Source organism: Streptomyces sp. PH9007, from assembly GCF_059813725.1.
Genome location: NZ_CM187440.1, coordinates 6,133,205 through 6,157,892, shown reverse-complemented (window position 1 = coordinate 6,157,892; position 24,688 = coordinate 6,133,205). Strand labels below are relative to the sequence as shown.

General features: G+C 73.8%; 24 protein-coding genes. 11 read left to right on the top strand and 13 right to left on the bottom strand.

What is annotated here, in order from left to right:
- The first annotated feature begins 169 nt into the window (after window positions 1–169).
- The 3 genes from ACTFAP_RS28135 (at window position 170) to ACTFAP_RS28125 (ending at window position 1,250) form a co-directional block, all read left to right on the top strand.
- Window positions 170–322 (top strand): hypothetical protein, encoded by a 153-nt coding sequence (locus tag ACTFAP_RS28135; RefSeq protein WP_386539098.1) that lies wholly within the window; start codon window positions 170–172, stop codon window positions 320–322.
- A gap of 206 nt (window positions 323–528) precedes the next feature.
- Complete coding sequence (locus tag ACTFAP_RS28130) at window positions 529–1,011, top strand: ECF-type sigma factor (protein ID WP_500467770.1); 483 nt, start codon at window positions 529–531, stop codon at window positions 1,009–1,011.
- Window positions 1,012–1,025: 14 nt separating this feature from the next.
- Window positions 1,026–1,250, top strand: coding sequence for a hypothetical protein (locus ACTFAP_RS28125; RefSeq protein ID WP_386539094.1), 225 nt, complete (start codon window positions 1,026–1,028; stop codon window positions 1,248–1,250).
- Here the strand turns inward: ACTFAP_RS28125 and ACTFAP_RS28120 are convergent.
- A complete protein-coding gene (locus ACTFAP_RS28120) occupies window positions 1,247–2,134 on the bottom strand; it encodes an MmyB family transcriptional regulator (protein WP_495682913.1) in 888 nt (295 codons plus the stop codon). The genes ACTFAP_RS28125 and ACTFAP_RS28120 overlap by 4 nt on opposite strands.
- Window positions 2,135–2,389: 255 nt before the next feature.
- On the opposite strand from ACTFAP_RS28120, the gene ACTFAP_RS28115 reads away from it, so the two are divergent.
- The 3 genes from ACTFAP_RS28115 to ACTFAP_RS28105 are packed head-to-tail and all read left to right on the top strand — an operon-like array spanning window position 2,390 to window position 5,480.
- The gene (locus ACTFAP_RS28115) at window positions 2,390–2,767 is read left to right on the top strand and encodes a DUF2255 family protein (protein ID WP_495682912.1); all 378 of its coding nucleotides are present in this window, start codon (window positions 2,390–2,392) and stop codon (window positions 2,765–2,767) included.
- 23 nt (window positions 2,768–2,790) lie between these two features.
- Window positions 2,791–3,834 (top strand): alcohol dehydrogenase catalytic domain-containing protein, encoded by a 1,044-nt coding sequence (locus ACTFAP_RS28110; RefSeq protein ID WP_495682911.1) that lies wholly within the window; start codon window positions 2,791–2,793, stop codon window positions 3,832–3,834.
- Window positions 3,835–3,887: 53 nt separating this feature from the next.
- The gene (locus ACTFAP_RS28105) at window positions 3,888–5,480 is read left to right on the top strand and encodes a Na+/H+ antiporter (RefSeq protein WP_500467769.1); all 1,593 of its coding nucleotides are present in this window, start codon (window positions 3,888–3,890) and stop codon (window positions 5,478–5,480) included.
- Between the two features lie 9 nt (window positions 5,481–5,489).
- Here ACTFAP_RS28105 and ACTFAP_RS28100 read toward each other — a convergent pair whose 3' ends face one another.
- The 7 genes from ACTFAP_RS28100 to manD form a co-directional block, all read right to left on the bottom strand.
- Window positions 5,490–6,617, bottom strand: coding sequence for an NAD(P)-dependent alcohol dehydrogenase (locus ACTFAP_RS28100; protein ID WP_500467768.1), 1,128 nt, complete (start codon window positions 6,615–6,617; stop codon window positions 5,490–5,492).
- Between the two features lie 146 nt (window positions 6,618–6,763).
- Window positions 6,764–7,390 (bottom strand): bifunctional 4-hydroxy-2-oxoglutarate aldolase/2-dehydro-3-deoxy-phosphogluconate aldolase, encoded by a 627-nt coding sequence (locus tag ACTFAP_RS28095; protein ID WP_495682908.1) that lies wholly within the window; start codon window positions 7,388–7,390, stop codon window positions 6,764–6,766.
- A complete protein-coding gene (locus ACTFAP_RS28090) occupies window positions 7,377–8,366 on the bottom strand; it encodes a sugar kinase (RefSeq protein WP_500467767.1) in 990 nt (329 codons plus the stop codon). The genes ACTFAP_RS28095 and ACTFAP_RS28090 overlap by 14 nt, the downstream gene beginning before the upstream one ends.
- Window positions 8,363–9,400, bottom strand: a complete 1,038-nt coding sequence (locus ACTFAP_RS28085) for an L-idonate 5-dehydrogenase (RefSeq protein WP_500467766.1) — start codon at window positions 9,398–9,400, stop codon at window positions 8,363–8,365. Before ACTFAP_RS28085 ends, ACTFAP_RS28090 begins: the two co-directional genes overlap by 4 nt.
- Entirely contained in the window at window positions 9,397–10,794 is a 1,398-nt protein-coding gene (locus tag ACTFAP_RS28080; RefSeq protein ID WP_495682905.1) for an MFS transporter, read from the bottom strand. The genes ACTFAP_RS28085 and ACTFAP_RS28080 overlap by 4 nt, the downstream gene beginning before the upstream one ends.
- 71 nt (window positions 10,795–10,865) lie before the next feature.
- Window positions 10,866–12,329, bottom strand: coding sequence for a mannitol dehydrogenase family protein (locus ACTFAP_RS28075; RefSeq protein WP_500467765.1), 1,464 nt, complete (start codon window positions 12,327–12,329; stop codon window positions 10,866–10,868).
- Complete coding sequence (gene manD / locus ACTFAP_RS28070) at window positions 12,326–13,534, bottom strand: D-mannonate dehydratase ManD (protein WP_390124703.1); 1,209 nt, start codon at window positions 13,532–13,534, stop codon at window positions 12,326–12,328. Before manD ends, ACTFAP_RS28075 begins: the two co-directional genes overlap by 4 nt.
- A 203-nt stretch (window positions 13,535–13,737) precedes the next feature.
- Between manD and ACTFAP_RS28065 the strand changes: the two genes are divergently transcribed.
- Window positions 13,738–14,469, top strand: a complete 732-nt coding sequence (locus ACTFAP_RS28065) for a GntR family transcriptional regulator (protein ID WP_495682903.1) — start codon at window positions 13,738–13,740, stop codon at window positions 14,467–14,469.
- Between the two features lie 52 nt (window positions 14,470–14,521).
- On the opposite strand, the gene rhaS is transcribed toward ACTFAP_RS28065, so the two are convergent.
- The 4 genes from rhaS to ACTFAP_RS28045 are packed head-to-tail and all read right to left on the bottom strand — an operon-like array spanning window position 14,522 to window position 19,174.
- The gene (gene rhaS / locus ACTFAP_RS28060) at window positions 14,522–15,610 is read right to left on the bottom strand and encodes a rhamnose ABC transporter substrate-binding protein (RefSeq protein WP_500467764.1); all 1,089 of its coding nucleotides are present in this window, start codon (window positions 15,608–15,610) and stop codon (window positions 14,522–14,524) included.
- A gap of 60 nt (window positions 15,611–15,670) precedes the next feature.
- Entirely contained in the window at window positions 15,671–16,663 is a 993-nt protein-coding gene (locus ACTFAP_RS28055; protein WP_495682901.1) for an ABC transporter permease subunit, read from the bottom strand.
- On the bottom strand, window positions 16,653–17,657 hold the full coding sequence (locus ACTFAP_RS28050; RefSeq protein WP_500467763.1) for an ABC transporter permease: 1,005 nt from the start codon (window positions 17,655–17,657) through the stop codon (window positions 16,653–16,655). Before ACTFAP_RS28050 ends, ACTFAP_RS28055 begins: the two co-directional genes overlap by 11 nt.
- Window positions 17,654–19,174 carry a sugar ABC transporter ATP-binding protein gene (locus ACTFAP_RS28045; RefSeq protein ID WP_500467762.1) on the bottom strand — a complete coding sequence of 507 codons (1,521 nt, stop codon included), beginning with the start codon at window positions 19,172–19,174 and terminating at the stop codon, window positions 17,654–17,656. Before ACTFAP_RS28045 ends, ACTFAP_RS28050 begins: the two co-directional genes overlap by 4 nt.
- A 112-nt stretch (window positions 19,175–19,286) precedes the next feature.
- Here ACTFAP_RS28045 and ACTFAP_RS28040 point away from each other — a divergent pair, with 112 nt between their 5' ends.
- From ACTFAP_RS28040 to rocD, 4 genes are all read left to right on the top strand, one after another.
- Window positions 19,287–19,802, top strand: coding sequence for a DUF1990 domain-containing protein (locus tag ACTFAP_RS28040; protein WP_500467761.1), 516 nt, complete (start codon window positions 19,287–19,289; stop codon window positions 19,800–19,802).
- Between the two features lie 58 nt (window positions 19,803–19,860).
- A complete protein-coding gene (locus tag ACTFAP_RS28035) occupies window positions 19,861–20,376 on the top strand; it encodes an Lrp/AsnC family transcriptional regulator (RefSeq protein WP_030737728.1) in 516 nt (171 codons plus the stop codon).
- A 104-nt stretch (window positions 20,377–20,480) separates the two neighbouring features.
- A complete protein-coding gene (gene ddaH, locus ACTFAP_RS28030; protein ID WP_046725275.1) occupies window positions 20,481–21,296 on the top strand; it encodes a dimethylargininase in 816 nt (271 codons plus the stop codon).
- Window positions 21,293–22,528 (top strand): ornithine--oxo-acid transaminase, encoded by a 1,236-nt coding sequence (gene rocD / locus ACTFAP_RS28025; RefSeq protein ID WP_500467760.1) that lies wholly within the window; start codon window positions 21,293–21,295, stop codon window positions 22,526–22,528. Before ddaH ends, rocD begins: the two co-directional genes overlap by 4 nt.
- Before the next feature lie 130 nt (window positions 22,529–22,658).
- Here the strand turns inward: rocD and ACTFAP_RS28020 are convergent, their stop codons facing one another.
- Window positions 22,659–24,623: a heparinase II/III domain-containing protein gene (locus tag ACTFAP_RS28020; RefSeq protein WP_500467759.1), complete on the bottom strand. Its 1,965-nt coding sequence runs from the start codon at window positions 24,621–24,623 to the stop codon at window positions 22,659–22,661.
- Between the last annotated feature and the right edge of the window lie 65 nt (window positions 24,624–24,688).

The following is a 24,688-nucleotide window of genomic DNA, read 5'->3' as shown; positions in this document are numbered from 1 at the left end:
CCGGGCTCCCCTTCGACTTGTGACCCACGCATCTAGGAGGACGATGTCTCCCGACCGTGTACCGCCGACCCTCGTGTTCCCGTTAACGGGCTCGTTGGAGCGGCGTGGTGACCGTAGCATTCCGCAGGTCCCCACCCCCGAAACCACCCGTCGTCGTGAAACCACCGTCATGGTGCCCGCCGCCGTGGCGATCGCCGTCATCGCCCTGCCCCTGGTCCTGATCTGGGACGGGCCGGGATTGCTGGACGCGGTGGCCGCGTTCATCGCCCTGGCCGCTGCCCGTGGCTCCCATCTGCGCTGGCACCGCCTGCACATCGGCTGATCCGGCACCGCACGGCACAGCCGGGCGGGCCCGCGCGGCACGCGCCACCGCCACCGCGGCCGTCCGCCGCGTGACCCGCCCGGTCCCGGCGCCGGACCGGCCTCCCCGCCGCCGGCGCCACCACGAAGACGGAACGGCGGGCCGTACCCCGGCCCGCCCTGCCCCACCGAGGCATCATGACCCATTGCAAGAACCCGAAGTGCCGCATGGATGTGACCCCGAACCACTCCGGCCGCCCCAAGGAGTACTGCGACAAGCGCTGCCGGGACGCGGCGTACCGCATGCGCAGCGCCGTCGACACATCCGGTGCCGGGGAGGAGGACGGTTACGCCGCCGCCGTCGCGGCGGACTTCACCGGGCACGCCCGTCTCACGGAGACCACCGCGCTCATCCCGGGCCCGGACGCGGCAAGGGAGTTGCTCAGGCTGCTGCGTTCCTCCGGGTTGCCCCGGGAGGATCTGGTGGCCGCCGCCGTCCGCCGGGCCCGTCTCGACGGACTGACCACGGCGGAGATCGCCGACGCCCTGGGCATGAGCGCCAAGACGTTACGCAAGCGCTGGTCACGGGAGGCCGTCGAACGGCGCATCCGTCAGCGGGACGAGAGGCCGCCCTTCACCACCACGTTCAGCCAGGCGTTGCGCGGACCGGACGTCCCGGCGACGACACCGCACGCCGACGTTCGCGGATAGCCCGGAGCACCACCATGACCGCACCCACTCCCCCGCCCTCCCCAGGACCGCAGATGGAACTCGCCTCCGACGCCATCAACCGTGCCATCAGGACCTTTGTCTCCAGCCGTGGCGAGCAGTGGTCGGCGGAGGACCGGCTCCATCTCGCCCGCCTGTACGACGCCTGGGCCCGCTCCCTCGTCCCTGCCCCGTCCCCCGCTTCGGCGCCGGATCGGAGCCAGCGGCCCTCGCAGCCCTAACAGCCGGACCCGCCCGCGGCCGCGCTCAGGCGCTCGTGGGCGGAGATGTCCAGCAGCACCAGCGCGTCGTACTCGGGCGTGCCCGGTTCGGCGAAGTACGTGTTGACGCGGTGCCCGGCGGTTCCGTCCAGCAGCATCGACTGGTATCCGAGGGTCAGTTCACCGACCTCGGGGTGGTGGAAGGTCTTCCTGCCGTGGCTGTGCGGCCGGACCTCGTAGCGGTCCCACAGCTTGGCGAACTCCGGGCTCTTCAGCAGCAGTTCCCCGACCAGGCCGGCCAGGTCGGGGGCGTCGGGGTCGGTGCCCGCCAGGGTCCGCAGCCGGGAGACGCAGCCGCGCACCTGGTTGTCCCAGTCGGTGAACAGCTGACGCGAGGAGGGGTGCAGAAAGATGTAGCGGGCGAGATTGCGCTGCTTGGCCGGCCACTCCTCCATGCCCGGGTACAGCCGGGCCCCGCCCGGGTTGAAGGCGAGGACGTCCATGCTGCGGCTGAGCACCTGCGCCGGGTAGGGCCGCAGCCCCTCCAGCAGCAGCTTGACGCCGGCGCTGACCGTCCGGCTCGGCACGGCCGCGGCCTCCGGCGCCTGGCGGGCCGAGAGCGTCGCGAGGTCGCGCAGATGCTCGTGCTCGGCCTCGTCGAGCCGCAGCGCACGGGCCAGCGCATCGATCACGGCGGGGCTGGGCCGGGTCTCACGGCCGCGCTCGATGCGCGTGTAGTAGTCGATGCTCACCCCGGCCAGGGTCGCCAGCTCCTCGCGGCGCAGCCCGGGGGTACGGCGCAGGCCCGGGCCGACCGTCAGGCCGGCCGAGGCCGGGGTGGTCTGGGTACGGCGGGCCCGCAGAAAGCGGCCCAGCTCCGTACCACCTGATGGCTCACGCGTCATGCCCTCCAGTGTCGCGCGCCGGCGGCCGGAACGGACGCGGGAGAGGGGCTCTGTCACACCCCCGAACGCCGCTCCCCGGCACATCGCGGTCTGCCACCCGGTTGCCGCGCCGGGCAGGGTGGAGAACGTCCGTACGGGTGATGGCTCGCGTCGCACCGCCCCGTCATACGGGCGGGCCCTGTCCGGGGGTCGTTGGCTACCGGCAGGAATCACGCGGGCCCCCAGCGGGACCGCGCGGCACGAGGAGGTCATCCGATGAGCACATGGACCGATGACGAACTGACCAGGGTCGGCGACGCGGACGAACTGCGGATCGCCTCGCTGCGCCAGGACGGCTCGCTCAGCAGCTGGCGCACCATCTGGGTGGTGCGCGACCACGACGACCTGTACGTGCGGTCCGTCAAGGGGACCGACTCCGACTGGTACCGGTCCACCCGGATCCGCCAGGAGGGCCGGATCCGGGCCGGCGGCGTGGAGAAGGACGTCACCTTCAGCGACGCCGACCCGGCACGGAACGACGAGGTGGACGGCGCGTACCGCACGAAGTACGGGCACTACGCGCAGTCCATCGTCGACTCCGTCCTGACCGACGGGGCGCACTCGACCACCATGCGGCTGCTGCCGCGCACCTGAACCGACTGAACCCACGGAGCAACGTGTTCACTGTCAACGCCTTCGCCGCCACCTCGGCGACGGAGCCGCTCACCCCCACCACCATCGAACGCCGCGAGGTCGGCCCGCACGACATCCTGATAGAGATCCGGTACGCCGGGATCTGCCACTCCGACATCCACCACGTCCGCGGCGACTGGGGGGACGCCCACTATCCGGTCGTTCCCGGCCACGAGATCGCGGGCATCGTCACCGAGGTCGGCCCCGAGGTCACCCGCTTCGCACGCGGCGACAAGGCGGGCATCGGCTGTCTGGTCGGTTCCTGCGGCGCGTGCGCCCCGTGCCGGTCCGGCCGGGAGCAGTACTGCGCGGTCGGCGGCACCCTCACCTACGGCTCGCTGGAGGCGGACGGCCGCCTCACGCACGGCGGCTACTCGACCCACATCGTGGTCACCGAGGACTTCGCGCTCAAGATGCCCGAGAGCGTCGACCTGGCCGCCGCCACCCCGCTGCTGTGCGCGGGCATCACCACCTACTCGCCGCTGCGCCGGTTCGGCGCCGGGCCGGGGACGAAGGTCGCGGTGGTCGGCCTGGGCGGTCTCGGCCACATGGCGGTCCAGCTCGCCCACGCGCTGGGTGCCGAGGTCACCGTGCTGTCGCAGTCGCTGAAGAAGCGGGAGGACGGGCTGCGGCTGGGTGCGGACCACTACTACGCCACCTCCGACCCGGAGACCTTCGAGCAGCTGGCCGGGACGTTCGATCTGATCATCAACACGGTCAGTGCCCGGCTGGACCTCGACGCCTACCTGTCGCTGCTCACTGTGGAGGGCGCCCTGGTCAATGTGGGCGCGCCCGCCGAACCGATGTCGCTGAACGTGTTCTCCCTGCTCACCTCGGGCCGTACCTTCGCCGGATCGATGATCGGCGGGCTGCCCGAGACGCAGGAGATGCTCGACTTCTGCGACGTGCAGCGGATCGGCTCCGAGATCGAGCTGATACCGGCGCAGAAGATCAACGACGCCTACGAGCGGATCCTCGCCTCCGATGTCCGCTACCGCTTCGTGATCGACGTGTCGACCATGGCCTGAGCCCGACCCGGAGCGGCGGGCCGGCCGGTGGACACACCACCGGGAGAACCGCCGTGCTCGCTCTGGAACTCGTCGTCGTCCTCGGCGCGGCCCTCGTGCTCGGCCATGTCATCGGGAACCGGCTGCGCATCGCCCCGCCCATCGTGCTGCTGGCGGGCGGCGTGCTGCTGGGCTTCGTCCCGGCGCTGCGCGAGGTGCCACTGCCGCCCGAGGCCGTGCTGCTGCTGTTCCTTCCCGCGCTGCTGTACTGGGAGAGCCTGACCACCTCGCTGCGGGAGATCCGCAGCAATCTGCGGGCCATCGTGCTCATGTCCACCGTGCTGGTCATCGCCACGGCCGGCGCGGTGGCGGCGGTCGGGCACGCGCTGGGGCTGCCCTGGGGCGCGGCCTGGGTGCTCGGCGCCGCCGTGGCCCCCACCGACGCGACGGCGACCGGGGTGCTCGCCCGCGCCCTGCCGCGCCGCACGGTGACCACGCTGCGCGCCGAGAGCCTGGTCAACGACGGCACCGCCCTGGTGCTGTACGGGCTGGCGGCCGGGATCACGGTCGGCGCGGAACACTTCACCCTCCCGCACGTCAGCGCCCTGTTCCTGCTCTCCTACGCGGTCGGGGTGCTGGCGGGGGTGCTGGTCGCCCTGGTCGGGGTGCGGGTGCGCGCGCTGCTCGCCGATCCGTTGCTGGGCAATGTGGCGCTGCTGCTCATCCCGTACACCGCGTTCCTGCTGGCCGAGGCCGTGCACGCCTCGGGGGTGCTGGCCGTGGTGGTGTGCGGGCTGATCATGAGCCAGGCGGGGCCGCGGGTGGCGAGCGCCGAGACCCGGCGGCAGGCGACCGCGTTCTGGTCGCTGGCCACCTTCGCGCTCAACGGCTCGCTGTTCGTGCTGGTCGGCCTCCAGGCGCAGAACGCGGTGCGGAGCCTGACCAGCACCGGGATCGCCAAGGCGGCACTGGCCGTGCTGGTGGTCTCGGCGGTGGTCGTCGGAGTGCGCTTCGCGTTCCTGTTCACCTCCCCCTATGTGATCAGGGTGCTGGACCGCCGCCCGCAGCAGCGGGCCCGCCGGGCCGGGGCCCGGATGCGGGTGGTCAGCGCGACGGCGGGTTTCCGGGGCGCGGTCTCCCTCGCGGTGGCGCTGTCGGTACCGCACACTCTCGATTCGGGGGCGCCGTTCCCCGAACGCGATCTGATCATCTGCGTCACCTGTGGGGTGATCGCGGTGACCCTCGTGACACAGGGGCTGCTGCTGCCGGTGGTCGTGCGGTGGGCACGGCTGCCGCGCGACACCGATGTCGAGGCGGAACGGCATCTCGCCCAGACGCTGGCCGCCGAGGAGGCACTCGCCGCGCTCCCGGAGGTGGCCGCCAGGCTCGGCACCGCCCCGGAGGTGCTGGAGCGGACGCGGCGCGAGTACGAGACGCATCTGGCGGTGCTGCGGGCCGGCCACGGGGACGGCGACGGGGAGGACGAGATGGCGCTGACGTACAACCGGCACTACGGCGAACTCCGGCTGGCCATGATCGCCCACAAGCGGGCCACGGTGCTGCGGCTGCGCGACGAGCGGCGCATCGACGACACGGTGCTGCGGCAGATCCAGGCCCATCTGGACATCGAGGAGGTCCGGCTGACCGGCCGCGAGTCCGCCGAGTGAGCGTCGGTCTCAGCCGGGGGCGGCCGGGAACCGCAGGACCGGTTTGATGACCTCGCCCCGGGCGGCGGCGTCGGCCGCCTCGTTGATCCGCTCGGGCGGATAGGTGCGGATCAGCCGCTCGAAGGGGAGGCGTCCGGCGCGGTGCAGGGCGACCAGGGCGGGGATGAAGGTGACCAGGTCGCTGTCGCCCTCGTACACGCCGCGCACGGTACGGCCGCTCAGCAGGGTGTTGACGTCGAACGCCACCTCGCTGCCGGCCGGCGGCAGGCCGAGGACCGCCGCCGTGCCGCCGATGGCCAGCGCGTCGACGGCCTGGCGCAGGACGGAGGGCACCCCGCTGCTCTCCACGGCGTGGCTGACGCCGCGCCCGCCGGTCAGTTCGGCCAGGCGCTCGGCGACATCGTCCTGTCCGGCGTCGATGGTGTCGGTGGCGCCGAGTTCGCGGGCGAGGGCGAGCCGGGCGGGGCGCAGGTCGACGGCGATGACGCGCACCGCCGCGGTGAGGGCCGCGGCCATCACGGCGGACAGGCCGACCGCCCCGGTGCCGAAGACGGCGAGCGTGTCGCCCGGTTGCGGGCGCAGCACGTTGAGGACGGCGCCCGCGCCGCTCTGCACGCCGCAGCCGACGGGGGCGAGCAGGGCGAGTTCGTCCTCGTCCGCGACCTCGACCGGGATGGCGCAGCGTTCGTCGGCGATGGCGAGGGCGGCGAAGGAGGACTGGCCGAAGAACCGCCCGGAGAGCCGCTCGCCGCCGGCATCGGCGAGCGGGCTGGTGCCGTCGGCGCGGGAACCGGAGGCGTTGCGGGGCAGAAAGGTGTCGCAGTGGCCGGGGCGCCCGTGTGCGCAGGCGCGGCACGCGCCGCAGGAGCTGAAGGACAGCAGCACGGTGTCGCCGGGGGCGACCCGGGTCACCCGGCCCCCCACCGCCTGGACGACGCCGGCGCCCTCGTGGCCGAGCACGGCGGGCAGCGGCAGCGGGACGTGGCCGTCCCGTACGGCGAGGTCGGTGTGGCAGATGCCGGCGCCGACGATCCGGACCAGCACCTCGTCGGCGCGCAGCGCGTCCAGCCGGATCTCCTCCCACGCGAAGGCGCCGGTACCTGGCCTGACCACGGCGGCGGTGGTGGTGGCGGACATGGTGTCTCCCTCGGCTGGGTTTCCACCGCCATGCTGGGCCGGAACGGGCCGCGAAATCCAGGGACAGGCCCGGGGTTCCGCCGACCGGGTGCCCCGCGCGCCCCGCTGTTGACGGCGGACCGGGGCGGCCGGGCCTTCGGCTCCCGTCACCCCAGCGCCGCGGTGAACTCCCTGGCGCGCTCGGTGATCTGCCGCCAGTCGGCGGCGGCGACGGCGGCCGGGGGGACCACGTCGGATCCGGCGCACACGGCGAGGGCCCCGGCGGCCAGGAACGCGGCGGCGTTGGAGGCGTTGACGCCACCGGAGGCCACCAGGGGGGTGCCAGGGTAGGGGCCGCCGAGGTCCTTGAAGTGGCGCGGGCCCAGGGCGTGGGCGGGGAAGATCTTCACCGCGGCGGCCTCCAGGTCCAGGGCCTGGGAGACCTCGGTGGGGGTGAGTGCGCCCATGACCACGGGGATGCCGGCCGGTGCGGCGGCCTCCGCGACGTCGGGGCGTACGCCGGGGGTGACCAGGTAGCGGGCGCCCGCCTCGATGGCCTGCTCGGCCTGGGCGGCGGTGAGCACCGTGCCGGCGCCCAGCCCGGCCCCGGCCTCGGCTGCCGCGCGCCGCAGATGGGTGGTCAGATCCGGGGTGGTGTAGGTGAACTCGACCCAGTGGATGCCGCCTTCGCGCAGCGCCGCGCACAGGGCGGCGGCGTCGGGGATCTCGGGGGCGCGGATGACCGCGATGACGCGGTCGGCGGCGAGCGGGGCGAGCGGGTCAGTACTGGTCATCCGGGGTGCTCCAGGCGGCGTCGTCGAGGGTGAGCCAGGGGTCGAGTGCGGTGCGCGGCGGCAGGGTGGGCAGGTCGGCGGCGGTGCGCAGGGCGGCGGCCGCGGCGAGGTGGCCCAGGCGCAGCCGGGCGACCGGGTCGCGTTCCTCCAGCAGCCCGGCGAGGTAGCCGGCGGCGAAGGCGTCGCCCGCGCCGACCGGTTCGACCACGCGCAGCCGGCGGGCGGGGACGAAGGTGGTGCCCTCACGGGTGCTGTAGGCGGTGGCGCCGTGTTCGGCGTCCTTGACCACGACGAGGGGTGCGGGGGCCAGCAGGTCCCTGATGTCCTCGGGGCGGGCGGTGCCCCACAGCGTCTGGGCCTCGTCCCGTCCGGTGAACACCACGTCGGCGGCGCGGGCGAGGGCGAGCAGGGTGGGTGCCGCCTGCCGGGGGCCCCCGCGCCACAGCGCCGGGCGGTGGTTGATGTCGAAGGAGATCAGCGGTCCCGGCGCGGCGCGCCGTACCACCAGGGCGTCCAGCAGGGCGGCGCAGCTGTCGGACAGGGCGGCGGTGATGCCGGTGAGGTGGAGGATCCGGGCCGCGCGCAGGGCGGGGTGGGAGGCGAGCCCTGGGCCCATCCGGCTCGCGGCGGAGTGGCGGCGGTAGTAGTGGGTGCGGGTGCCGGTGGGTCCGGGGTCCTTGGCGTACAGGCCGGTGGGCCGCTCGGGGTCCACCGTCGCGCCGCTGATGTCGACCCCTCGGTCGGCGAGTTCGGTCAGGATGCGGGTGCCGAACGGGTCCTGACCGACCCGTCCGGCCCAGGCGGCGCGGTGGCCGAGCCCGGCCACCGCGCAGGCGACGTTGGATTCGGCGCCGCCGACACCCAGGGACAGGTGCGCCGCGGTGGCCAGCGGCCGACCGTCGGCGGGGGCGATGACCGCCATGGTCTCGCCCAGGCACACGACGTCGGCACCGGTGTCGGCCGGTGGGCGGGTCACGGGGCGTCCGCCAGCCGGAGCATGACCTTGCCGCTTCCGGCGGCCGGGTCGGCGGCCACCGCCAGGGCGGAGGGCGCCTCCTCGATGCCGAAGCGGTGGCTGATGACCGGACCGACGTCGAGGCCGTCGCGCAGGGCGGCCAGCGCCTCGTCCAGTTCGCCGGCGAAGCGGTAGGAGCCGACCCAGCTGATCTCGCGGGTGACCAGTTCGCCCAGGGCGGCGGGGGCCGGGGTGCCGGGCAGGTTGCCGACCTGGACGAGGGTGCCGCCGCGTGCGGTGGCGCGCAGGACCGGCCCGAGCGCCGCGGGTGCCCCGGACGCCTCGAAGACGATCTCGGTGTCCTGCGGCAGGCCGGCGCCACGGGACAGGTCGCGGGTGTCGGTGGCGCCCATGGCGCGGGCGATGGCGAGCGAGTCGGCGCAGAGGTCGGCCGCGATGACGGCGGCGGCGCCGCGGTGCAGCGCGGCGGCGACCACCAGGGAGCCGATGGGGCCCGCGCCGTTGACCAGGACGGTGCGCCCGCGCGGGTCGGGGGCGCGGCGCACGGCGTGCAGGGCGACGGCGAGCGGTTCGGCCAGGGCGCCGTGTTCGGTGTCCACTCCGTCCGGCAGTGGCCGTATCTGGTCGGCGGGGACCGTACGGTACTGGCTGAAGCCGCCGTCGGTGTGCGGGTCGAACGCGGCGGAGCCGAAGTACCGCACCCGCGAGTGGAGGTTGGTGCGCCCGGCGAGCCGCGGCGGCAGCACCGAGTCCGCGGTGGGCTGTGCGGGGTGGACGGTGACCGGCTGTCCCGGCGCGAGGCCGCTGACGCCGGGGCCCAGGGCGGCGATCCGTCCGGCGACCTCGTGGCCCAGGATCATGGGCCGGTTCAGGGTGGCGGTGCCGGAGGCGCCGTGTTTCCAGTAGGCGAGGTCGGAGCCGCAGATGCCGCCCCATTCGAGGGCCAGCAGGACCTCGCCCGGGCCCGGCGGTGCGGGGGCGGGGAGTTCGTCGACGCGGACGTCTCCGGCGCCGTGGACGACGACCGCTTTCATGCCGCGTCCTCCAGTCGGACCAGGTCGCGTCCCCGGGTCTCGGGGGCCAGGACGGCGGAGGTGAGGGTGATGGCGGAGTAGACGACCAGCATGGCGGCGATCGGCCACCAGCTGCCGGTGGCGGCGGTGAGGGAGGCGGCGAGCACCGGGCCGATGGCGGTGGCGAGGACGCCGCCGATCTCCTTGGCGACGGCGAGCTGGGTGAAGCGGGTGCGGGAGCCGAAGAGTTCGGCCATGGTGACGGACTCCAGGGAGAACAGGCCGAGCACGCCGATGTTGAGTGCCAGGACCATGCCGACCATGAGGGCGGTGGTGGAGCCGTGGGCGATCATCAGCATCAGCGGGAAGGCGAGGAGCATGGTCGCGGTGGTGAGCGCGATGTACATCGGGCGGCGGCCGAAGCGGTCGCCGAGGATGCCGACGAGGGGCACGGTGACGAAGCCGAGCAGGGAGCCGTACAGGATGGCGTCGGTGGGGATGGCCCGGTCCACGGCCAGGGTGGTGGCGATGTAGCCGACCAGGAAGGTCTGGACGAGGCCGGAGTTGCCCGCCTGGCCGAAGCGCAGGCCCAGAGCGAGGAAGAACGCCTTGCCCTTGCGCTGGCGCAGTCCGGCCTCCAGGGTGCCGGCGTGCCGGTCCTCGTCCCCGGTGGCGGCGGCGGTCGCCTCCAGCTCGCCCCGGGTGAGGGCGACGCCGTCGACCACGTCGGGGCGCTCCTCGAAGACGGGGCTCTCCTTGAGGTTGCGGCGCAGCCACAGGGCGAAGATCAGCAGCACGAAGCTGAGCAGGAAGGGCAGTCGCCAGCCCCAGGCGAGGAGTTGTTCCTCGGTGAGCACGGCCAGCAGGATGGCCCACAGTCCGGAGGCGGCCAGGGTGCCGGAGTTGGTGCCGAGGGAGACGAGGGAGGCGACCAGGCCGCGGCGCGGTGGCGGCGCGTACTCGGCGAGCATGACGGTGGCTCCGGCGATTTCCGCGCCGGCGCCGAATCCCTGGACGAGGCGCAGGGCGACCAGCAGGACCGGGGCCATGATGCCGATGGTGGCGTAGGTGGGCAGGGCGCCGATGAGGGTGGTGGACACGCCCATCATCACGATGGTGATGATGAGGACTTTCTTGCGGCCCAGGCGGTCGCCCATGCGGCCGAAGTAGACGGCGCCGGCGAGGCGGGCGACGTAGCCGACGCCGTAGGTGGCCATGGCGGCGATGAGGCCGATGGCGGGGCTGACGTCGGGGAAGAAGATCTTGTTGAAGACGATGGCGGCGGCCAGGGAGTAGAGCTGGAAGTCCATGAACTCCATGGCGGTGCCCAGCCATCCGGAGACGGCGGCCCGGGTGAGATCCCGGGTGGTTCTGTGCACGGCGCCGGTGGGCTCCGTGGTGGCGCTGTTCGTCATCGTGAACTCCGTTGTTCCTGCGGTGCGCTGGGGAGGGAGGGGACGGGAGGAGAGAAGGGTGCCGGGTGTGGTCAGATCTCGACGCGGCCGGCCCGCAGGGCGGGCAGCCGGGCGGCGACGGCGGCGGTCAGCTGCTGGTCGCCCGCCAGGTCGGGGGCGCCGAGGGCGGTGAGCAGGGCGCGTACGGTGCCGGCGGGGTCGTCCGGCAGGTGCTGGGCGGCGAGGGTGGTGGCCGCCGGGTCGGTGGTGCCGGCCCCGGGGCGGGTGGTGAGCACCCAGCCGGCGAGGGCGAGTTCGAGTGCGGGGGTGGCGGTACCGGCCGCGCGCAGGGTGCGCAGGGCCGGCAGCCAGCGTTCGGGGATCTTGAGCGAACCGTCCGAGCCGATCTGGCGCAGCCGGTGGCCGATCGCGGGGTTGCGGAAGCGGGTCACCAGCGCTTCGGTGTACGCGGCGGGATCGGGGCCGCCGGGCGGGAGGGTGCCGGCGACCTCGGCGCACAGGGCACGGACCAGGGGTTCGCCCCAGTCGGTGGCCAGGGTGCCGTCGATGGTGGTGGCGCCGGCCGCGAGACCGAGGTAGGCGAGGGCGGAGTGGGATCCGTTGAGCAGGCGCAGCTTGGTGAGCTGGTACGGGGCGGGGTCGGCGACGAACAGGGCGCCGTCGTGTTCCCAGGGTGGGCGGGGGGCGGCGAAGGTGTCCTGGAGGACCCACTGCCGGTAGGGCTCGGCGGTGACCGGCAGGGCGTCGGCGAGACCGAGCGCGGCAGCGGCGGCGGCGCGGTCGGCAGGGGTGGTGGCGGGCACGATCCGGTCCACGACGGTGCCGGGGAAGGTGACGGCGGACGCCATGCGCTCCAGCACGGTGTGCCGGTCGGGCCAGCCGCTGGCCTCGGTGAAGGCGCGGACGACGGCGCCCAGTACGGCGCCGTTGCCGGCCATGTTGTCGCAGGAGACGACGCTGATCGGGGCGCCGGTGGTGCGCATGCGGGCGGCGAGTCCCGCGGCGAGCCGGCCGATGACGGTGCGCGCCCGCGCCCGCGCCGGCGCCGGGTCCGCGGTCGCCGCCAGGTCGGCGGCGATCGCGGGGTCGGTGCGGTCGAGGGTGCCGCCGCGTGCGTGGTAGCCCTTCTCGGTGACGGTCAGGGTCACCACCGTCACCTCGGGGTCGGTGAGCAGCGCGTCGATCCGCCCGGCGTCCTCGGTCATGGCCAGCGCGCCGGTGAGCGCCGACAGGACGCGCGGGCGCGGCCCTTCGGGGTGGTGTTCGGTCAGCGTGTAGAGGCAGTCCTGGGCGCGCAGGGCGCGCACCGTCTCCACGGAGCGGGGGGCGACCGCGGTGATGCCCCAGGGTTCGCCGCTGCGCAGGGCGGCGTTCTCGGTGTACAGGGCCTGGTGGGCGCGGTGGAAGGCGCCCAGGCCGATGTGCAGGACGCGGGTGCGCAGCGCGCCCGCCTCCAGGGCCGGGCGCAGCGCCGGGGGCAGCCGGTGCGCGGTGGCCCGGCCGAGCGTGCGGGGGTGGGGTGCGGTGGTGGTCACCAGTCGTGCACCGATCCGTCCAGGCGGCGCGCGACGGGCAGGTAGCGCGGCTGGTAGGGGAAGCGTGCGGCGGCGGCCTCGTCGTACTCGACGCCCAGGCCCGGTTCCTCGGAGGGGTGCAGCATGCCGTCGGCGAAGGTGACGCCGCCGTGGAAGACCTCGGCGGCCTCGTCGGGGTGGCCCATGTACTCCTGGATGCCGAAGTTGGGGACGGTGAGGTCGAGGTGGACGTTGGCGGCGAGGCTGACCGGGGAGAGGTCGGTGGCGCCGTGCGAGCCGGTGCGTACCTGGTAGAGGGCGGCGAGGTCGAAGATGCGGCGCAGGTGGGTGATGCCGCCGGCGTGCACGACGGTGGTGCGGATGTAGTCGATGAGCTGTTCGGTGATGAGGTGCTGGACGTCCCAGATGGAGGTGAGGACCTCGCCGACGGCGATGGGGGTGGTGGTGTGCTGCCGGATGAGGCGGAACGCCTCTTGGTTCTCGGCGGGAGTCGGGTCCTCCATCCAGAACAGCTGGGCGTCCTCGACGCGCTTGCCGAAGCGGGCGGCCTCGATGGGGGTGAGGCGGTGGTGGATGTCGTGCAGGAGGTGGAAGCCGAAGCCGAAGCGGTCGCGGACGGCCTCCAGGTAGCCGGGGGCGAAGTTGAGGTAGGCCTGGGTGTCCCAGGGCTGCTCGTCGGGGAGGGCGGTGGCGGCGGGCTCGTAGACCTTGCCCTTGCGTACGCCGTAGGTGCCGCCGACGTCGGGGACGGCGGCCTGGGCGCGGACGGCCTTGTAGCCCAGGGACAGGAAGCGGTCGACATCGTCCAGGAGGGCGGGGATGTCGGTGCCGCTGGCGTGCGAGTAGACGAGGACGCCGTCGCGGGAGCGCCCGCCGAGCAGCTGGTAGACGGGGAGCCCGGCGGTTTTGCCCTTGATGTCCCACAGGGCGGTGTCGACGGCGGAGATGGCGGTCATGGTGACGGGGCCGCGCCGCCAGTACGCGCCCTTGTAGAGGTACTGCCAGATGTCCTCGATGCGGGCGGGGTCCTTGCCGATCAGGAGGGGGACGAGGTGGTCGCGCAGATAGCTGGCGACGGCGAGTTCGCGGCCGTTGAGGGTGGCGTCGCCCAGGCCGGTCACCCCGTCCGAGGTGGTGATGCGCAGGGTCACAAAGGTGCGTCCGGGGGAGGCGACGAACACCTCGGCGCGCTCGATCGTGCTCACAGCAGCCTTCTCCTTGTCGCGTCATCGCGGATCTCTGTCGGACGATCCTGTCGTACAGAGCTTGTATACAAGCACTGGTCGGGCAGGACGGCAATACTTTGCGGAGGACTTTCCCGAGGGCTTTTCGCCTGGTCGGCGCCGGGGCGGCGGCAGCGTGCCGCGACCCGGGCCGGCGGCCCGGCGCCACCGATACGATGGGGCACATGCCTCAATCGGACCGGCGGCGGCCCTCCCGGATCTCCAGGACCTCACGGCGCACCATCTACACCACGCTGCGCCAGATGGTCCTCACCCTTGAGCTGCCCCCGGGCGCCGCGCTCTCGGAGAACGAGCTGGCGGCCTCCCTCGGGGTCAGCCGCACCCCCGTCCGCGAGTCGCTGATCATGCTGGCCCAGGAGGGCCTGGTGCAGGTCTTTCCCAAGATCGGCTCCTTCGTCGCCCGGGTCGACGCCACCCAGGTCGCCGACGCGCAGTTCCTGCGCGAAGCCGTCGAGCTCGCCTCGCTGGAGGACCTGCCGGACGCACTGGACGAGGACCTGGTCGCGGAACTGCGTGACAATCTGGAACGGCAGCGGCGCCCCGGTCTCGGTCTCGAGGAGTTCTTCGAGCTGGACGAGGCGTTCCATCAGGGGCTGTTGCGGCTGAGCGGACACGCCGCCGCCTGGACCACGGTGGCCGCCGCCAAGGGGCACCTGGACCGGGCACGGCGTCTGGGTCTGTACGAGAACGCCACCTCGGCCGGGTTCGCCGCCCAGCACGGCGAGATCCTGGACGCGGTGACCGGCGGCGACGCGGCGCTGGCCCGTACCGCCATGCGCACCCATCTGCGCGCCGTCTTCCACGACATCGAGCGCATCAGGTCGCACTCCCCCGAGCTGTTCGCCACGGATTCGGCGGCCGTGCCGGTGCGGCGCAGCGTGGTGGTGTGGGAGTGACCGACGGCCCCCGTGCCGCTCCCGCCACCGCCGCTCCCCCGCCGGACCGCCGTCAGAAGTCGAAGTCGTCCACGGTGGCGGCGTCGAAGACCGTGGGCGGCCCCAGCGCGATCACGCCGTCCGCGCCGATGGTGAACTCGCCCAGGTCCCCGGCCGTGAAGGTCTCGCCCTCGGCGCCGGTGAGCTGCCCGGAGGCCAGCGCGGCGCCCGCGTAGGCGGCCAGATAGCCCAGGTCGGACGGGTTCCACAGGGCGAAGGACACCACCGTGCCGTCGTGCACGAACTCCCGCATCTGGTTGGGGGTGCCCAGGCCGGTCAGCGCGACCTGCCCGCGGTACTCGGAGCCGGACAGATAACGTCCCGCCGCGGCGAGTCCGACCGTGGTGGGCGAGATGATGCCGGCCAGGTCCGGGTGGGCGCGCAGCAGCCCCTGGGTCTCCTGGAAGGACTTCTCGTCCTCGTCGTTGCCGTACGCCACCGCGACGATCTCGATGTCCGCGTACTCGGGGCGCTCCAGCTCCTCCTCCATCAGCGCGATCCAGGTGTTCTGGTTGGTGGCGTTGGGGGTGGCCGACAGGATGGCGATCTCCCCGGCACCGCCGATCTGTTCGGCGATCAACTCGATCTGGGTGCGCGCGACGTCCTCGGCGGTGGCCTGGTTGATGAAGACGTCGCGGCACTCGGCGCGCGCGTCGGAGTCGAAGGTCACCACCCGCGCCCCGGCGTCCCGGGCGCTGTTCAGCGCCCCGCACACCGCGCCCGGGTCGTTGGCGGAGATGGCGATCACGTCGGTGCCCTGCTGGGTGAGCGTGTTGATGTAGCTCACCTGGGAGGAGGCGCTGGCCTCCGAGGGGCCGACCTCCTTGAAGGAGCCGCCGAACTCGGCGACGGCGCGCTCGCCGCCGCCCCTGGCCACCGTGAAGTAGGGGTTGTTGACCTGCTTGGGGAGGAACGCCACCGCCAGGCCCTCGACCAGGGGCGCGTCGGGGTCGGCGTTCCCGGTGGGCGCGGCGGCGCCGCCCGGTTCGGGGGTGCCGTCGTCGTCGCCGCGGGTGGTTCCCGAGCAGGCGGTGAGCAACAGCAGCGCCGCGAGGGCGGTGGCCGCCGTACCGGTGAGTGACCGGCGGGTGGGTACGGGCATGTCCGGTTCCCTTCGTCTCTTCGCGCCCCGGTGTCGGGGGCGCCGGGCGTCAGGCGGGCGTCAGGTGCGGGTGGCGCGGGAACGCCGGCGCTGCCGCAGTCCGGAGAGCACCCGGGGGGCGATCACCGAGACGATCAGCAGGGAGCCGGTCACGATGTCGAGCGTGTCGGCGGGCACATCGGCGAGCTGGAGGGCGTTGCGCAAGGTGACGAGCAGCAGCACCCCGGCGCACACCCCGGCGAGGGTGCCCCGGCCGCCGAAGATGGACACCCCGCCCAGCAGGACGGCGGCGACCACGGCGAGTTCCAGGCCCTGGCCGTTGTCGGCCCGGGCGCTGGCGTAGCGCAGCGTCCAGAACACCCCGGCCAGCCCCGAGACGGCGCCGCAGCCGACGAAGAGCCAGAACTTGGTCCTGGCCACGGCGATGCCGGAGAAGCGGGCGGCCTCGGCGTTGTTGCCGATGGCGAACAGGGCCCGGCCCAGGGGGGTGGCGTGCAGCAGCACGGCGCAGCCGGCCGCGGCGAGCGCGGTGAGGAGCATGGCGGCGGGGATGGCGCCGGCCAGCGCCGTACCGCCGGCCGCGTCCGTCCACTCCCGGGGGAAGTCGGCGACGGCGCGATCGCCGAGCACCACGAACGCCAGGCCCCGGTAGGCGGCGAGGGTGCCGATGGTGACGGCGAGCGCGGGGAGTCCGAAGCCGGTGACGAACAGGCCGTTGACGGCGCCGAGCACCGCGCCGAGCGCGACGACGGCGAGGACCACCAGTTCCAGCGGCCAGCCGGACAGCCACAGCTGGCCCATCACGGCGCTGCACAGGCCCAGGGTGCTGGCCACCGACAGATCGATCTCGCCGGTGACGATGATCAGGGTGACCGGGAGGGCGACCAGGCCGACGGCGACGGCGTCCAGCAGCAGGAACTGGGTGTTGCGGCCGGTGGCGAAGCCGTCGACGAGCAGGGCGGCGGCGAGCGTCACGAGCAGGAGGGTGGCGATCAGGGCGGTGTCCCAGCGGCGCAGGGCACCCGGTATCGCCGAGCGGGGATCAGCTGCCACGGGACACCTCCGGAGTGGAACGGGCGGTGCCCGCGGTACGGGCCGCGCGGGCCGCGAGTCGGGCGGTCAGCAGCCGGTCCAGTCCGATGGCGGCCAGGATCAGGGCGCCGACGACGGCCTGCTGCCAGAACGGGTCCACCCGCAGCACGGCCAGCGAGCTGCCGATGCAGGTGAGCAGGAGCGCGCCGAGGGCGGCGCCGAGCACGGTGCCGCTGCCGCCGAAGATGGCGACGCCGCCGACCACGACGGCGGCGACCACCTGGAGTTCCAGGCCCTGCCCGGCGGTGGCGTCGACGGTGCCGTAGCGGGCGGCGTACAGCACTCCGGCGAGCCCGGCGAGCGAGCCGCTGAGCAGGAAGGCGGTACGGACCCGGCGGCCGGCCGGGATGCCGGCGCGTTCGGCGGCGGCCGGCTCGGAGCCGATCGCGTACAGCTCGCGTCCGCTGCGGTAGCTGTGCAGCCACCCGGCGACGGCGAGCACCACGGCGGTGGCGAGCAGGGCCAGGACGGGGATGCCGGCGACGGTGGCGGTGCCCAGGTCCAGGAAGGGGCGGGGCAGGTCGGCGGCGTTGATCTGCCGGCCGGCCGCCCAGGAGTGCGCGATCCCCCGGAAGACGTACAGCGTGCCGAGGGTGATGACGAGGGCGGGGACACCGCCGTAGCTGATCAGGGCGCCGTTGAGGGCCCCGCACAGTGCCCCGAGGGCGATCCCGGCGAGGGCGGCCAGCGGCAGCGGGGTGCCGGGGGCGGCGGAGAGCAGGTCGGCGGTGCCGAAGGCGGACAGGCCCAGCACGGAGCCGACGGACAGGTCGATGTTGCGGGTGAGGACGACGATGGTCTGGCCGGCCGCGAGGACGGTGAGGACGGCGGCGGACAGCAGCAGGTCACGGATGCTCTGGCCGGACAGGAAGCGGGAGTTGGCGGCGGCGGTGACGGCGACCAGCAGCAACAGGGCGGCCAGCACGCCCAGTTCGCGGGGGTGGGCTCTGCTCACGGCCCCTCCCCCGGGGTGCCGGTGGCGGCGGCCATGACGGATTCGGCGGTGGCGGTGGGGCCGGGCAGGGTGGCGGTGGCGCGGCCCTCGTGGAGCACCAGGATGCGGTCGGCCATGGCGAGGACCTCGGGGAGTTCGGAGGAGACCATCACGATGGCCATGCCCCGGTCGGCCAGTTCGGACATCATCCGGTGCACCTCGGCCTTGGTGCCCACGTCGATGCCGCGGGTGGGTTCGTCGAGGATGAGGACGGCGGGTGCGGTGGCCAGCCATTTGGCCAGCACGATCTTCTGCTGGTTGCCGCCGGAGAGGGTGCCGGCCGGGGCGTGCGTACCGCTGTGCCGCACGCGTAACCGTTCGCTCCAGTGGAGCGCCTCGGCGCGTTCGCGGCGGGTGGTGAGGATGCCGCGGCGGGCGAGGCGGCGCAGCCGGGTGAGCGCCGTATTGCGTTCGATGGACAGTTCGAGGACCAGGCCCTGCTGGCGGCGGTCCTCGGGGACGAGGGCGAGCCCGGCGGCCATGGCGGCGGCCGGGGAGCCCGGGCGCAGCGCTTTCCCGGCCACGGTGACGGTACCGGCGTCGTACCGGTCGACGCCGAAGACGGCGCGCACCACCTCGCTGCGGCCGGCGCCCACCAGCCCGGCGAGGGCCAGGATCTCGCCGCGCCGGACGGCGAAGGAGATGTCCGTGAAGGCGCCGTGCCGGGTGAGGCCCTCGACGGCGAGCACGGTCTCGCCCGGGGTGGTCGGCGTCTTGGGGAAGAGGGCGCCGATGTCCCGGCCGACCATGCGGCGCACCACGGTGTCGGGGCTGAGGCGGTGGGCGGGGTCGGTGGAGACCCACTGTCCGTCGCGGAGCACGGTGATGTCGTCGGCGAGGGCGAAGATCTCCTCGAAGCGGTGCGAGATGAACAGGACGGCGGCGCCGCGTGCGCACAGTCCGCGCACCACGGTGAACAGGCGCTCGACCTCGGTGCCCGACAGGGCGGCGGTGGGCTCGTCCATGACGAAGATCCGGGCGTCGAGGGAGAGCGCGCGGGCGATCTCGACGAGTTGCTGTTCGGCGATGGACAGGCCGCGGGCGGGCCGGTCGGGGTCGAGGGTGACGCCGAGCCGGGCGAGTTGGGCGGTGGTGGCGGCGCGCAGGGCGCGGTGGTCGATGCGTCCGAGCCGGCCGGTGGGCTGGCGGCTCATGTAGAGGTTCTCGGCCAGGGAGAGGTCGGGGAAGAGGGTGGGTTCCTGGTGGATGACGGCGATGCCGGCGGCGCGGGCGGCGGCCGGGTCGCGCAGGACGGTGGGCCGGCCGTCGAGTTCCACGGTGCCCCGGTCGGGGCGGTGGGCGCCGGCCAGCATGCGGACCAGGGTGGATTTTCCGGCGCCGTTCTCTCCGGCGAGGGCGTGCACGCGGCCGGGACGCAGGTCCAGGGACACGTCGCGGACGGCGGTCACGGCGCCGAAGGATTTGGCGACGCCGCGCAGTCGCAGGGCTGGGGGCGGGGCTTCGGTGGGACCGGGCACGGCACTCCCTTCTCCAGATGAATCGATTCAAGAGGAGACTGAAGAGACTAGAGGCAAGCCATGAACGCGTCAAGGGCTCCTGTGGCATGGTCCGTTCCCTATACTCCGCCGGATGACGCTCAGTTACCCCACCCCCGGGATGACCCGGAACGACGGTCCCGCGCCGGACGGTTTCCGGGAGCTGGTGGCGCGGACCCCGCTCGGCCACGGCCCGGCCGCCCTGGAAGCCGCCGGCGCGGCCGTACTGCACTGGGGCGCGCACCGCGGCGCCGGGTTCACCGTGCGCACGAAGGCACCGTTCGCCGCCCCCGGGGTCCGGGTGACGGTCGGCGTGGGGCCGCTGCGCGCGCCGTGCGAGGTGGTGTGGACGGTCCACGAGCGGAACCGGATCGGGTTCGCCTACGGCACCCTGCCGGGGCATCCGCAGTGCGGCGAGGAGGCGTTCGTCGTCGAGCGGTCGGCCGACGGCGCCGTCACCTTCACCGTACGGGCGCTGAGCCGGCCGGCCGCCTGGTACGCGCGGGCGGCGGGTCCCCTGGGACGCGCGGCACAGCGGTGGATCGCGCGCCGCTACGGCCGGGCGGTCCGCCGGGCACTGGACGGTGCGCAGGGGCGCCCCGAGCAGTGATCATTGGCGGTGAACCACCGTTCCCGCCGTGAGGAATCACGAGAACCGGAGCCGCCCCATGACGCATCTGCCGCCGGTCGTCGATGAGCTGGACCGCACCATTCTGGCGTTGCTGACCGCCAACGCCCGGGCGAGCTTCGTGCACATCGGTCAACGGGTGGGGCTCTCCGCGCCCGCCGTCAAGCGCCGGGTCGACCGGTTGCGCGCCACCGGGGTGATCACCGGCTTCACCACCACCGTCCGGGCGGACGCGATGGGCTGGGGCATGGAGGCGTACGTCGAGGTGTACTGCGACAGCGCGGCGCCGCCGAGCCGGATGTCGGAGGTGGCGCGCAACCATCCCGAGATCGTGGCGGCGATGACCGTCACCGGGGACGCGGACGCGCTGCTGCACATCAGGGCCCGGGGCATCGAGCACTTCGAGCGGGTGCTGGAGCGGATCAGGGCGGAGCCGTTCGTGCGGCGCACGGACAGCCGCATCGTCCTCACCCAGCTGCTGCCGGGCGGCGGTGGCGGCACGGCGCTGCGCCCGCTGCTGAGCCGGGCGGTGGAAAACGCCGCGGAGCCGGGCTGACACGCAACGTTGTGCGCACGGCGTGCAAGGACTGACGCTTGTCCGCGCGGTGCTTTTGTCCTTAGCGTGGAGTCGTCTTCTCCGGCGAAAGGAAAAGTGCCTCGATGGCGCCTGTCACGGTCGGCCGAGAACGCCGATATCTGCTGTGCGAGCCACGTTATTTCGAGCTGGCGTACGCCATTAATCCGTGGATGCGACAAGATTCCCGGGTGGACAGGGAACGGGCTCTCGAACAGTGGCACACGCTTGTGCGCACCTACCGGGAGCTCGGCCACACGGTGGAACTTCTGGAGCCGGTACCCGGTCTGCCCGACATGGTGTTCGCCGCCAACGGGGCGCTGGTCCTGGACGGGAAGGTGCTCGGCTCACGGTTCCGCGCCGCGCAGCGGCAGCCGGAGGCGGCCGAATTCACCCGATGGTTCAAGGAAAACGGATTTCCCGTCGTGGAACCCGAAGACGTGTGCGAAGGAGAGGGTGATCTGGTGCCGGTCGGCGGGGACATTCTCGCCGGGTACGGATTCCGCACCTCGACCGGCGCGCATATCGCCGCACAAGAGTATTTCGGCAGCGCCGTCATCAGTCTGCGGCTGGTGGATCCGCTCTTCTACCACCTCGACACCGCGCTGTTCGCGCTGGACGACACCACCATCGCCTATTACCCGGAGGCGTTCTCCCCGGGCAGCCGCGCCGCGCTGCGCCGCCGCTACCCCGACGCGGTGATCGCCACCCGCGCGGACGCGATGGCCTTCGGCCTCAACTCGGTCTCCGACGGACACCACGTCCTCATCTCCCCCGGGGCCACCGGGCTCATCGACCGGCTGACCGAACGGGGCTACACCCCCGTACCGGTCGACACCTCCGAGCTGCTGAAGGCCGGCGGCGGCATCAAGTGCTGCACACAGGAGATCCGACACCCATGACCACCTCCCCGATCACCGACGACGCCGTCGACCCGGCGGCCGCCATCGCCGCCGAGGAACGGCTGGTGGCCCGCAACTACCGCCCGCTGCCCGTGGTCATCGCCCGCGGCGAGGGCGCCTGGGTGGAGGACACCCGCGGCAGGCGCTATCTGGATCTGCTGGCCGGCTACTCGGCGCTCAACTTCGGGCACCGGCACCCCGCGCTGGTCGCCGCGGCCCACCGCCAGCTGGACACCCTCACCCTCACCTCCCGCGCCTTCCACAACGACCGGCTGGCACCGTTCGCCGCCGGCCTCGCCGAACTGACCGGACTCGATGTCACCCTGCCGATGAACACCGGCGCGGAGGCGGTGGAGAGCGCCATCAAAATCGCCCGCAAATGGGCGTACGAGGTCAAGGGCGTGGCGCGGGACCGGGCCCGGATCGTGGTGGCCGCCAACAACTTCCACGGCCGCACGACCACCGTCGTCGGCTTCTCCAGCGATCCGGTGGCACGGGAGGGCTTCGGCCCGTACGCCCCCGGGTTCACGGTGGTGCCCTTCAACGATCTGCCGGCGCTGGAGGCGGCGATCGACGCCGACACGGCGGCCGTGCTGATCGAGCCCATCCAGGGCGAGGCGGGCGTCATCATCCCGGACGACGGCTATCTGCGCGGGGTGCGCGCGGCGACCGCGCGGGCCGGGGTGCTGTTCATCGCCGACGAGATCCAGTCGGGCCTGGGGCGCACCGGGCGCACCCTGGCCCTGGACCACGAGGCGGTACGCCCCGATCTGCTGCTGCTGGGCAAGGCGCTGGGCGGCGGCCTGGTCCCGGTCTCGGCGGTGGTCGGCACCCGGGAGGTGATGGGGGTGCTGCGCCCGGGCGAGCACGGCTCGACCTTCGGCGGCAATCCGCTGTCGGCGGCCATCGGTTCCGCGGTCGTGGAGCTGCTGGCCACCGGGGAGTTCCAGGCGCGGGCCGAGCGGCTCGGCAAGGTGCTGGCGGCGGGCCTGGACCGGCTGACCGGGCACGGGGTGCTGCGGCACCGCAGCCGCGGTCTGTGGGCCGGGATCGACATCGACCCGGAGATCGGCACCGGCCGCGAGCTGAGCGAACGGCTGATGGAGCGGGGCCTGCTGGTGAAGGACACACACGGCTCGACGATCCGGATCGCACCGCCGCTGACCATCGAGGAGGACGAACTGACCGGGGCGCTGGACACCCTGGCCGGGGTGCTGGCCGCTCCGCGCTGAACCAGGAGCGGCCCCCTCCCGCCGCCCGGGGCGGTCGGCCAGGGGTGGCACCGGGCGGTGGGCTGCGGTGACACGGGCGCACGGGGCCGTGGCCGCCGCCCCGGTCCGTATGCCGCCGCGCGCCGCCCGGTCAGTCCGCCCGCTCGAAGCGGACGGTCGCCGCCCCCGTGCCGCGCACCGTCAGGGTGAGGCGGGTCAGCCGGTCGCCCCAGGAGCCGCGCAGCAACGGGTCCGTCAGCTCACGGTGGTCCAGGGCGGCCTCGGCGTCGCGCGGGTCCCAGGCGATGCGCAGGGCCCGGCCGTCCGCCGTCCGGACGGTGGCCTCGCCCGCGCCGCCCAGGGTGACCTCGCCCGTCAGGATGTGACGCAGCAGCACCGGCCCGTCCGCCGGTGACCAGCGGTCGGTGACCGTGATGTGCGGCTGCGGCGCGGTCCGTACCAGCCGGATGGTGCGGGTCAGCTCGCCGATCAGCCCGTCGCGGTAGGCGGCGGTGAGGTCGGCGTGGAACTCCGCCCCTTCGGCGGTGAGTTCCGCGCGCACCCGGCGGGCGGCCCGGTCGGGGCCCGGCAGTTGTCCTTCGCCGCCCGGGGCGGGGAGGTTGTGCCAGGCGCTGATCAGCGGCCAGGCGCGGTAGCGGTGCGGGCCGAAGCTGTCCGCCGTGTACGTGGGCTGGCCCAGGTCGATGACCAGCGGTTCCCCGTCGAGGGCGATCCAGTAGGAGCCGACGTCCAGGTGGTTGTGGCGTTCGGCGTTGTGCCCGGCCTTCGCCGCGGCCGTGAGTCCTGCGGTGCTACCCGGCCGTTCGCGGGCCAGCAGCACCTGGGTACGCGGCAGCCACTCCCCCGCCGTCAGCCAACTGCTCCCGCCCGGGGCCTGTTGGGCGCGGGCGGCGCGCCAGTGCGGGTCGGCCAGTGCGGTCAGCGCGCTGCCCAGACCCGCCTCCGGGTGGGCGGCGGGGACCTCGGCGCGGCCACGGGCAGCCGCGTGGTCGCGTACGGCCGGATCGTCCAGCGCCGTACCCCAGCGGTGCAGCACCTGCCAGGGCAGGGTGCCGGGCAGCCGGGCGGCGGCGTCCCCGGCGTTGACGTACCGGGCGCCGCCCAGGTGCATGCGGTGCGGGAAGCGGGCGAGCCGGCGCAGCACGGGCAGGTCGCGGGCGTCGAGTCCGGGGCCGCCGGCGGCGGCCAGCAGGTCGAGGGTCTCCAGCAGCCGCCCGGCGCCGTGCCACCAGTAGGCGACACCCTCGTCGATGCCGCCGTCGTCCGGGACGGTGGCCAGGAAACGGTCGAGCCCGTCGGCGGTGAGCCGCACCAGGGTGGCGGCGCGCTCCGGTTCTTCGTCGGTGAGCAGCAGCGCGGCGGCGGTGACGGCGCTGTGGATCCAGGGGTTCCAGTTGTCGGCGGGCCGGTCGATGCCGATCCAGGGCCAGTCGCGGCGGGCGGTGAAGGGGGTGAGGACGCGCCGGTCGACCTCGCGGCGCAGCCTGCGGCGCACCCCGGGGGCCCGCTGGTCCAGGTGCGGGCCCAGGGCGTGGTCGGCCCAGGCCAGGAGGGTGGCGACCTCGGCGGCGCCGAGGTCGAGGTAGGGCTGGTCGGGGTCGGGCAGCACCTCGCCGCGGGCGGCGGTGTGGCCGTCGTGCGGGGCCCAGCACCAGGTGGTGGCCTCGCACAGGGCGATCAGGCCGTCGACGGCGGCGTCCAGGTTCGGGGTGTCGCCCTGCTGCGCGGTGGCGGGGGCGCTCTCCCCGGTGAGGACGGCGGCGAGGACGAACAGCGTGGTGCGCAGGCGCAGGGCGCGGGCCTGGTCCTCGTAGGCGGTGCGGACGCCGTCGCGGAAGGCGCGGGCCCAGTCCGAGGCGCGCAGGACGGGGGCGGGGCGGGCGTGTTCGGCCGCGGCGCGGCGCAGCAGTGCGTCGCGGGTGGGGTGGTCGACGGCGTCCCACACGGCGCGGTCGGTGACGGGCGGCGCGGGGATCCGGCGGGGGGCGTCGCGCAGTGCGGCGGTCAGCCGAGGACCGGCACCGGGGGCGAGCAGCGGGAGGCGGGCGGTCAGCGGGCCCGCGGTCACGTCTGTCTCCTCGGTCGCTTCCGCCATGTCAGCTCCTGTTCCCGCGGCGCGGTGTGTCGCGGCCGACCGTACCGGAGTGGCCCCTCCAGCAC

Excerpts from the sequence above, each read along its gene's own strand:
- ACTFAP_RS28135 (WP_386539098.1), top strand. The coding sequence starts at position 170 with ATGGTGCCCGCCGCCGTGGCGATCGCCGTCATCGCCCTGCCCCTGGTC.
- ACTFAP_RS28130 (WP_500467770.1), top strand. The coding sequence starts at position 529 with ATGGATGTGACCCCGAACCACTCCGGCCGCCCCAAGGAGTACTGCGAC.
- ACTFAP_RS28125 (WP_386539094.1), top strand. The coding sequence starts at position 1,026 with ATGACCGCACCCACTCCCCCGCCCTCCCCAGGACCGCAGATGGAACTC.
- ACTFAP_RS28120 (WP_495682913.1), bottom strand. The coding sequence starts at position 2,134 with ATGACGCGTGAGCCATCAGGTGGTACGGAGCTGGGCCGCTTTCTGCGG.
- ACTFAP_RS28115 (WP_495682912.1), top strand. The coding sequence starts at position 2,390 with ATGAGCACATGGACCGATGACGAACTGACCAGGGTCGGCGACGCGGAC.
- ACTFAP_RS28100 (WP_500467768.1), bottom strand. The coding sequence starts at position 6,617 with ATGTCCGCCACCACCACCGCCGCCGTGGTCAGGCCAGGTACCGGCGCC.
- ACTFAP_RS28095 (WP_495682908.1), bottom strand. The coding sequence starts at position 7,390 with ATGACCAGTACTGACCCGCTCGCCCCGCTCGCCGCCGACCGCGTCATC.
- ACTFAP_RS28085 (WP_500467766.1), bottom strand. The coding sequence starts at position 9,400 with ATGAAAGCGGTCGTCGTCCACGGCGCCGGAGACGTCCGCGTCGACGAA.
- ACTFAP_RS28080 (WP_495682905.1), bottom strand. The coding sequence starts at position 10,794 with ATGACGAACAGCGCCACCACGGAGCCCACCGGCGCCGTGCACAGAACC.
- ACTFAP_RS28065 (WP_495682903.1), top strand. The coding sequence starts at position 13,738 with ATGCCTCAATCGGACCGGCGGCGGCCCTCCCGGATCTCCAGGACCTCA.
- rhaS (WP_500467764.1), bottom strand. The coding sequence starts at position 15,610 with ATGCCCGTACCCACCCGCCGGTCACTCACCGGTACGGCGGCCACCGCC.
- ACTFAP_RS28040 (WP_500467761.1), top strand. The coding sequence starts at position 19,287 with ATGACGCTCAGTTACCCCACCCCCGGGATGACCCGGAACGACGGTCCC.
- ACTFAP_RS28035 (WP_030737728.1), top strand. The coding sequence starts at position 19,861 with ATGACGCATCTGCCGCCGGTCGTCGATGAGCTGGACCGCACCATTCTG.
- ddaH (WP_046725275.1), top strand. The coding sequence starts at position 20,481 with ATGGCGCCTGTCACGGTCGGCCGAGAACGCCGATATCTGCTGTGCGAG.
- rocD (WP_500467760.1), top strand. The coding sequence starts at position 21,293 with ATGACCACCTCCCCGATCACCGACGACGCCGTCGACCCGGCGGCCGCC.
- ACTFAP_RS28020 (WP_500467759.1), bottom strand. The coding sequence starts at position 24,623 with ATGGCGGAAGCGACCGAGGAGACAGACGTGACCGCGGGCCCGCTGACC.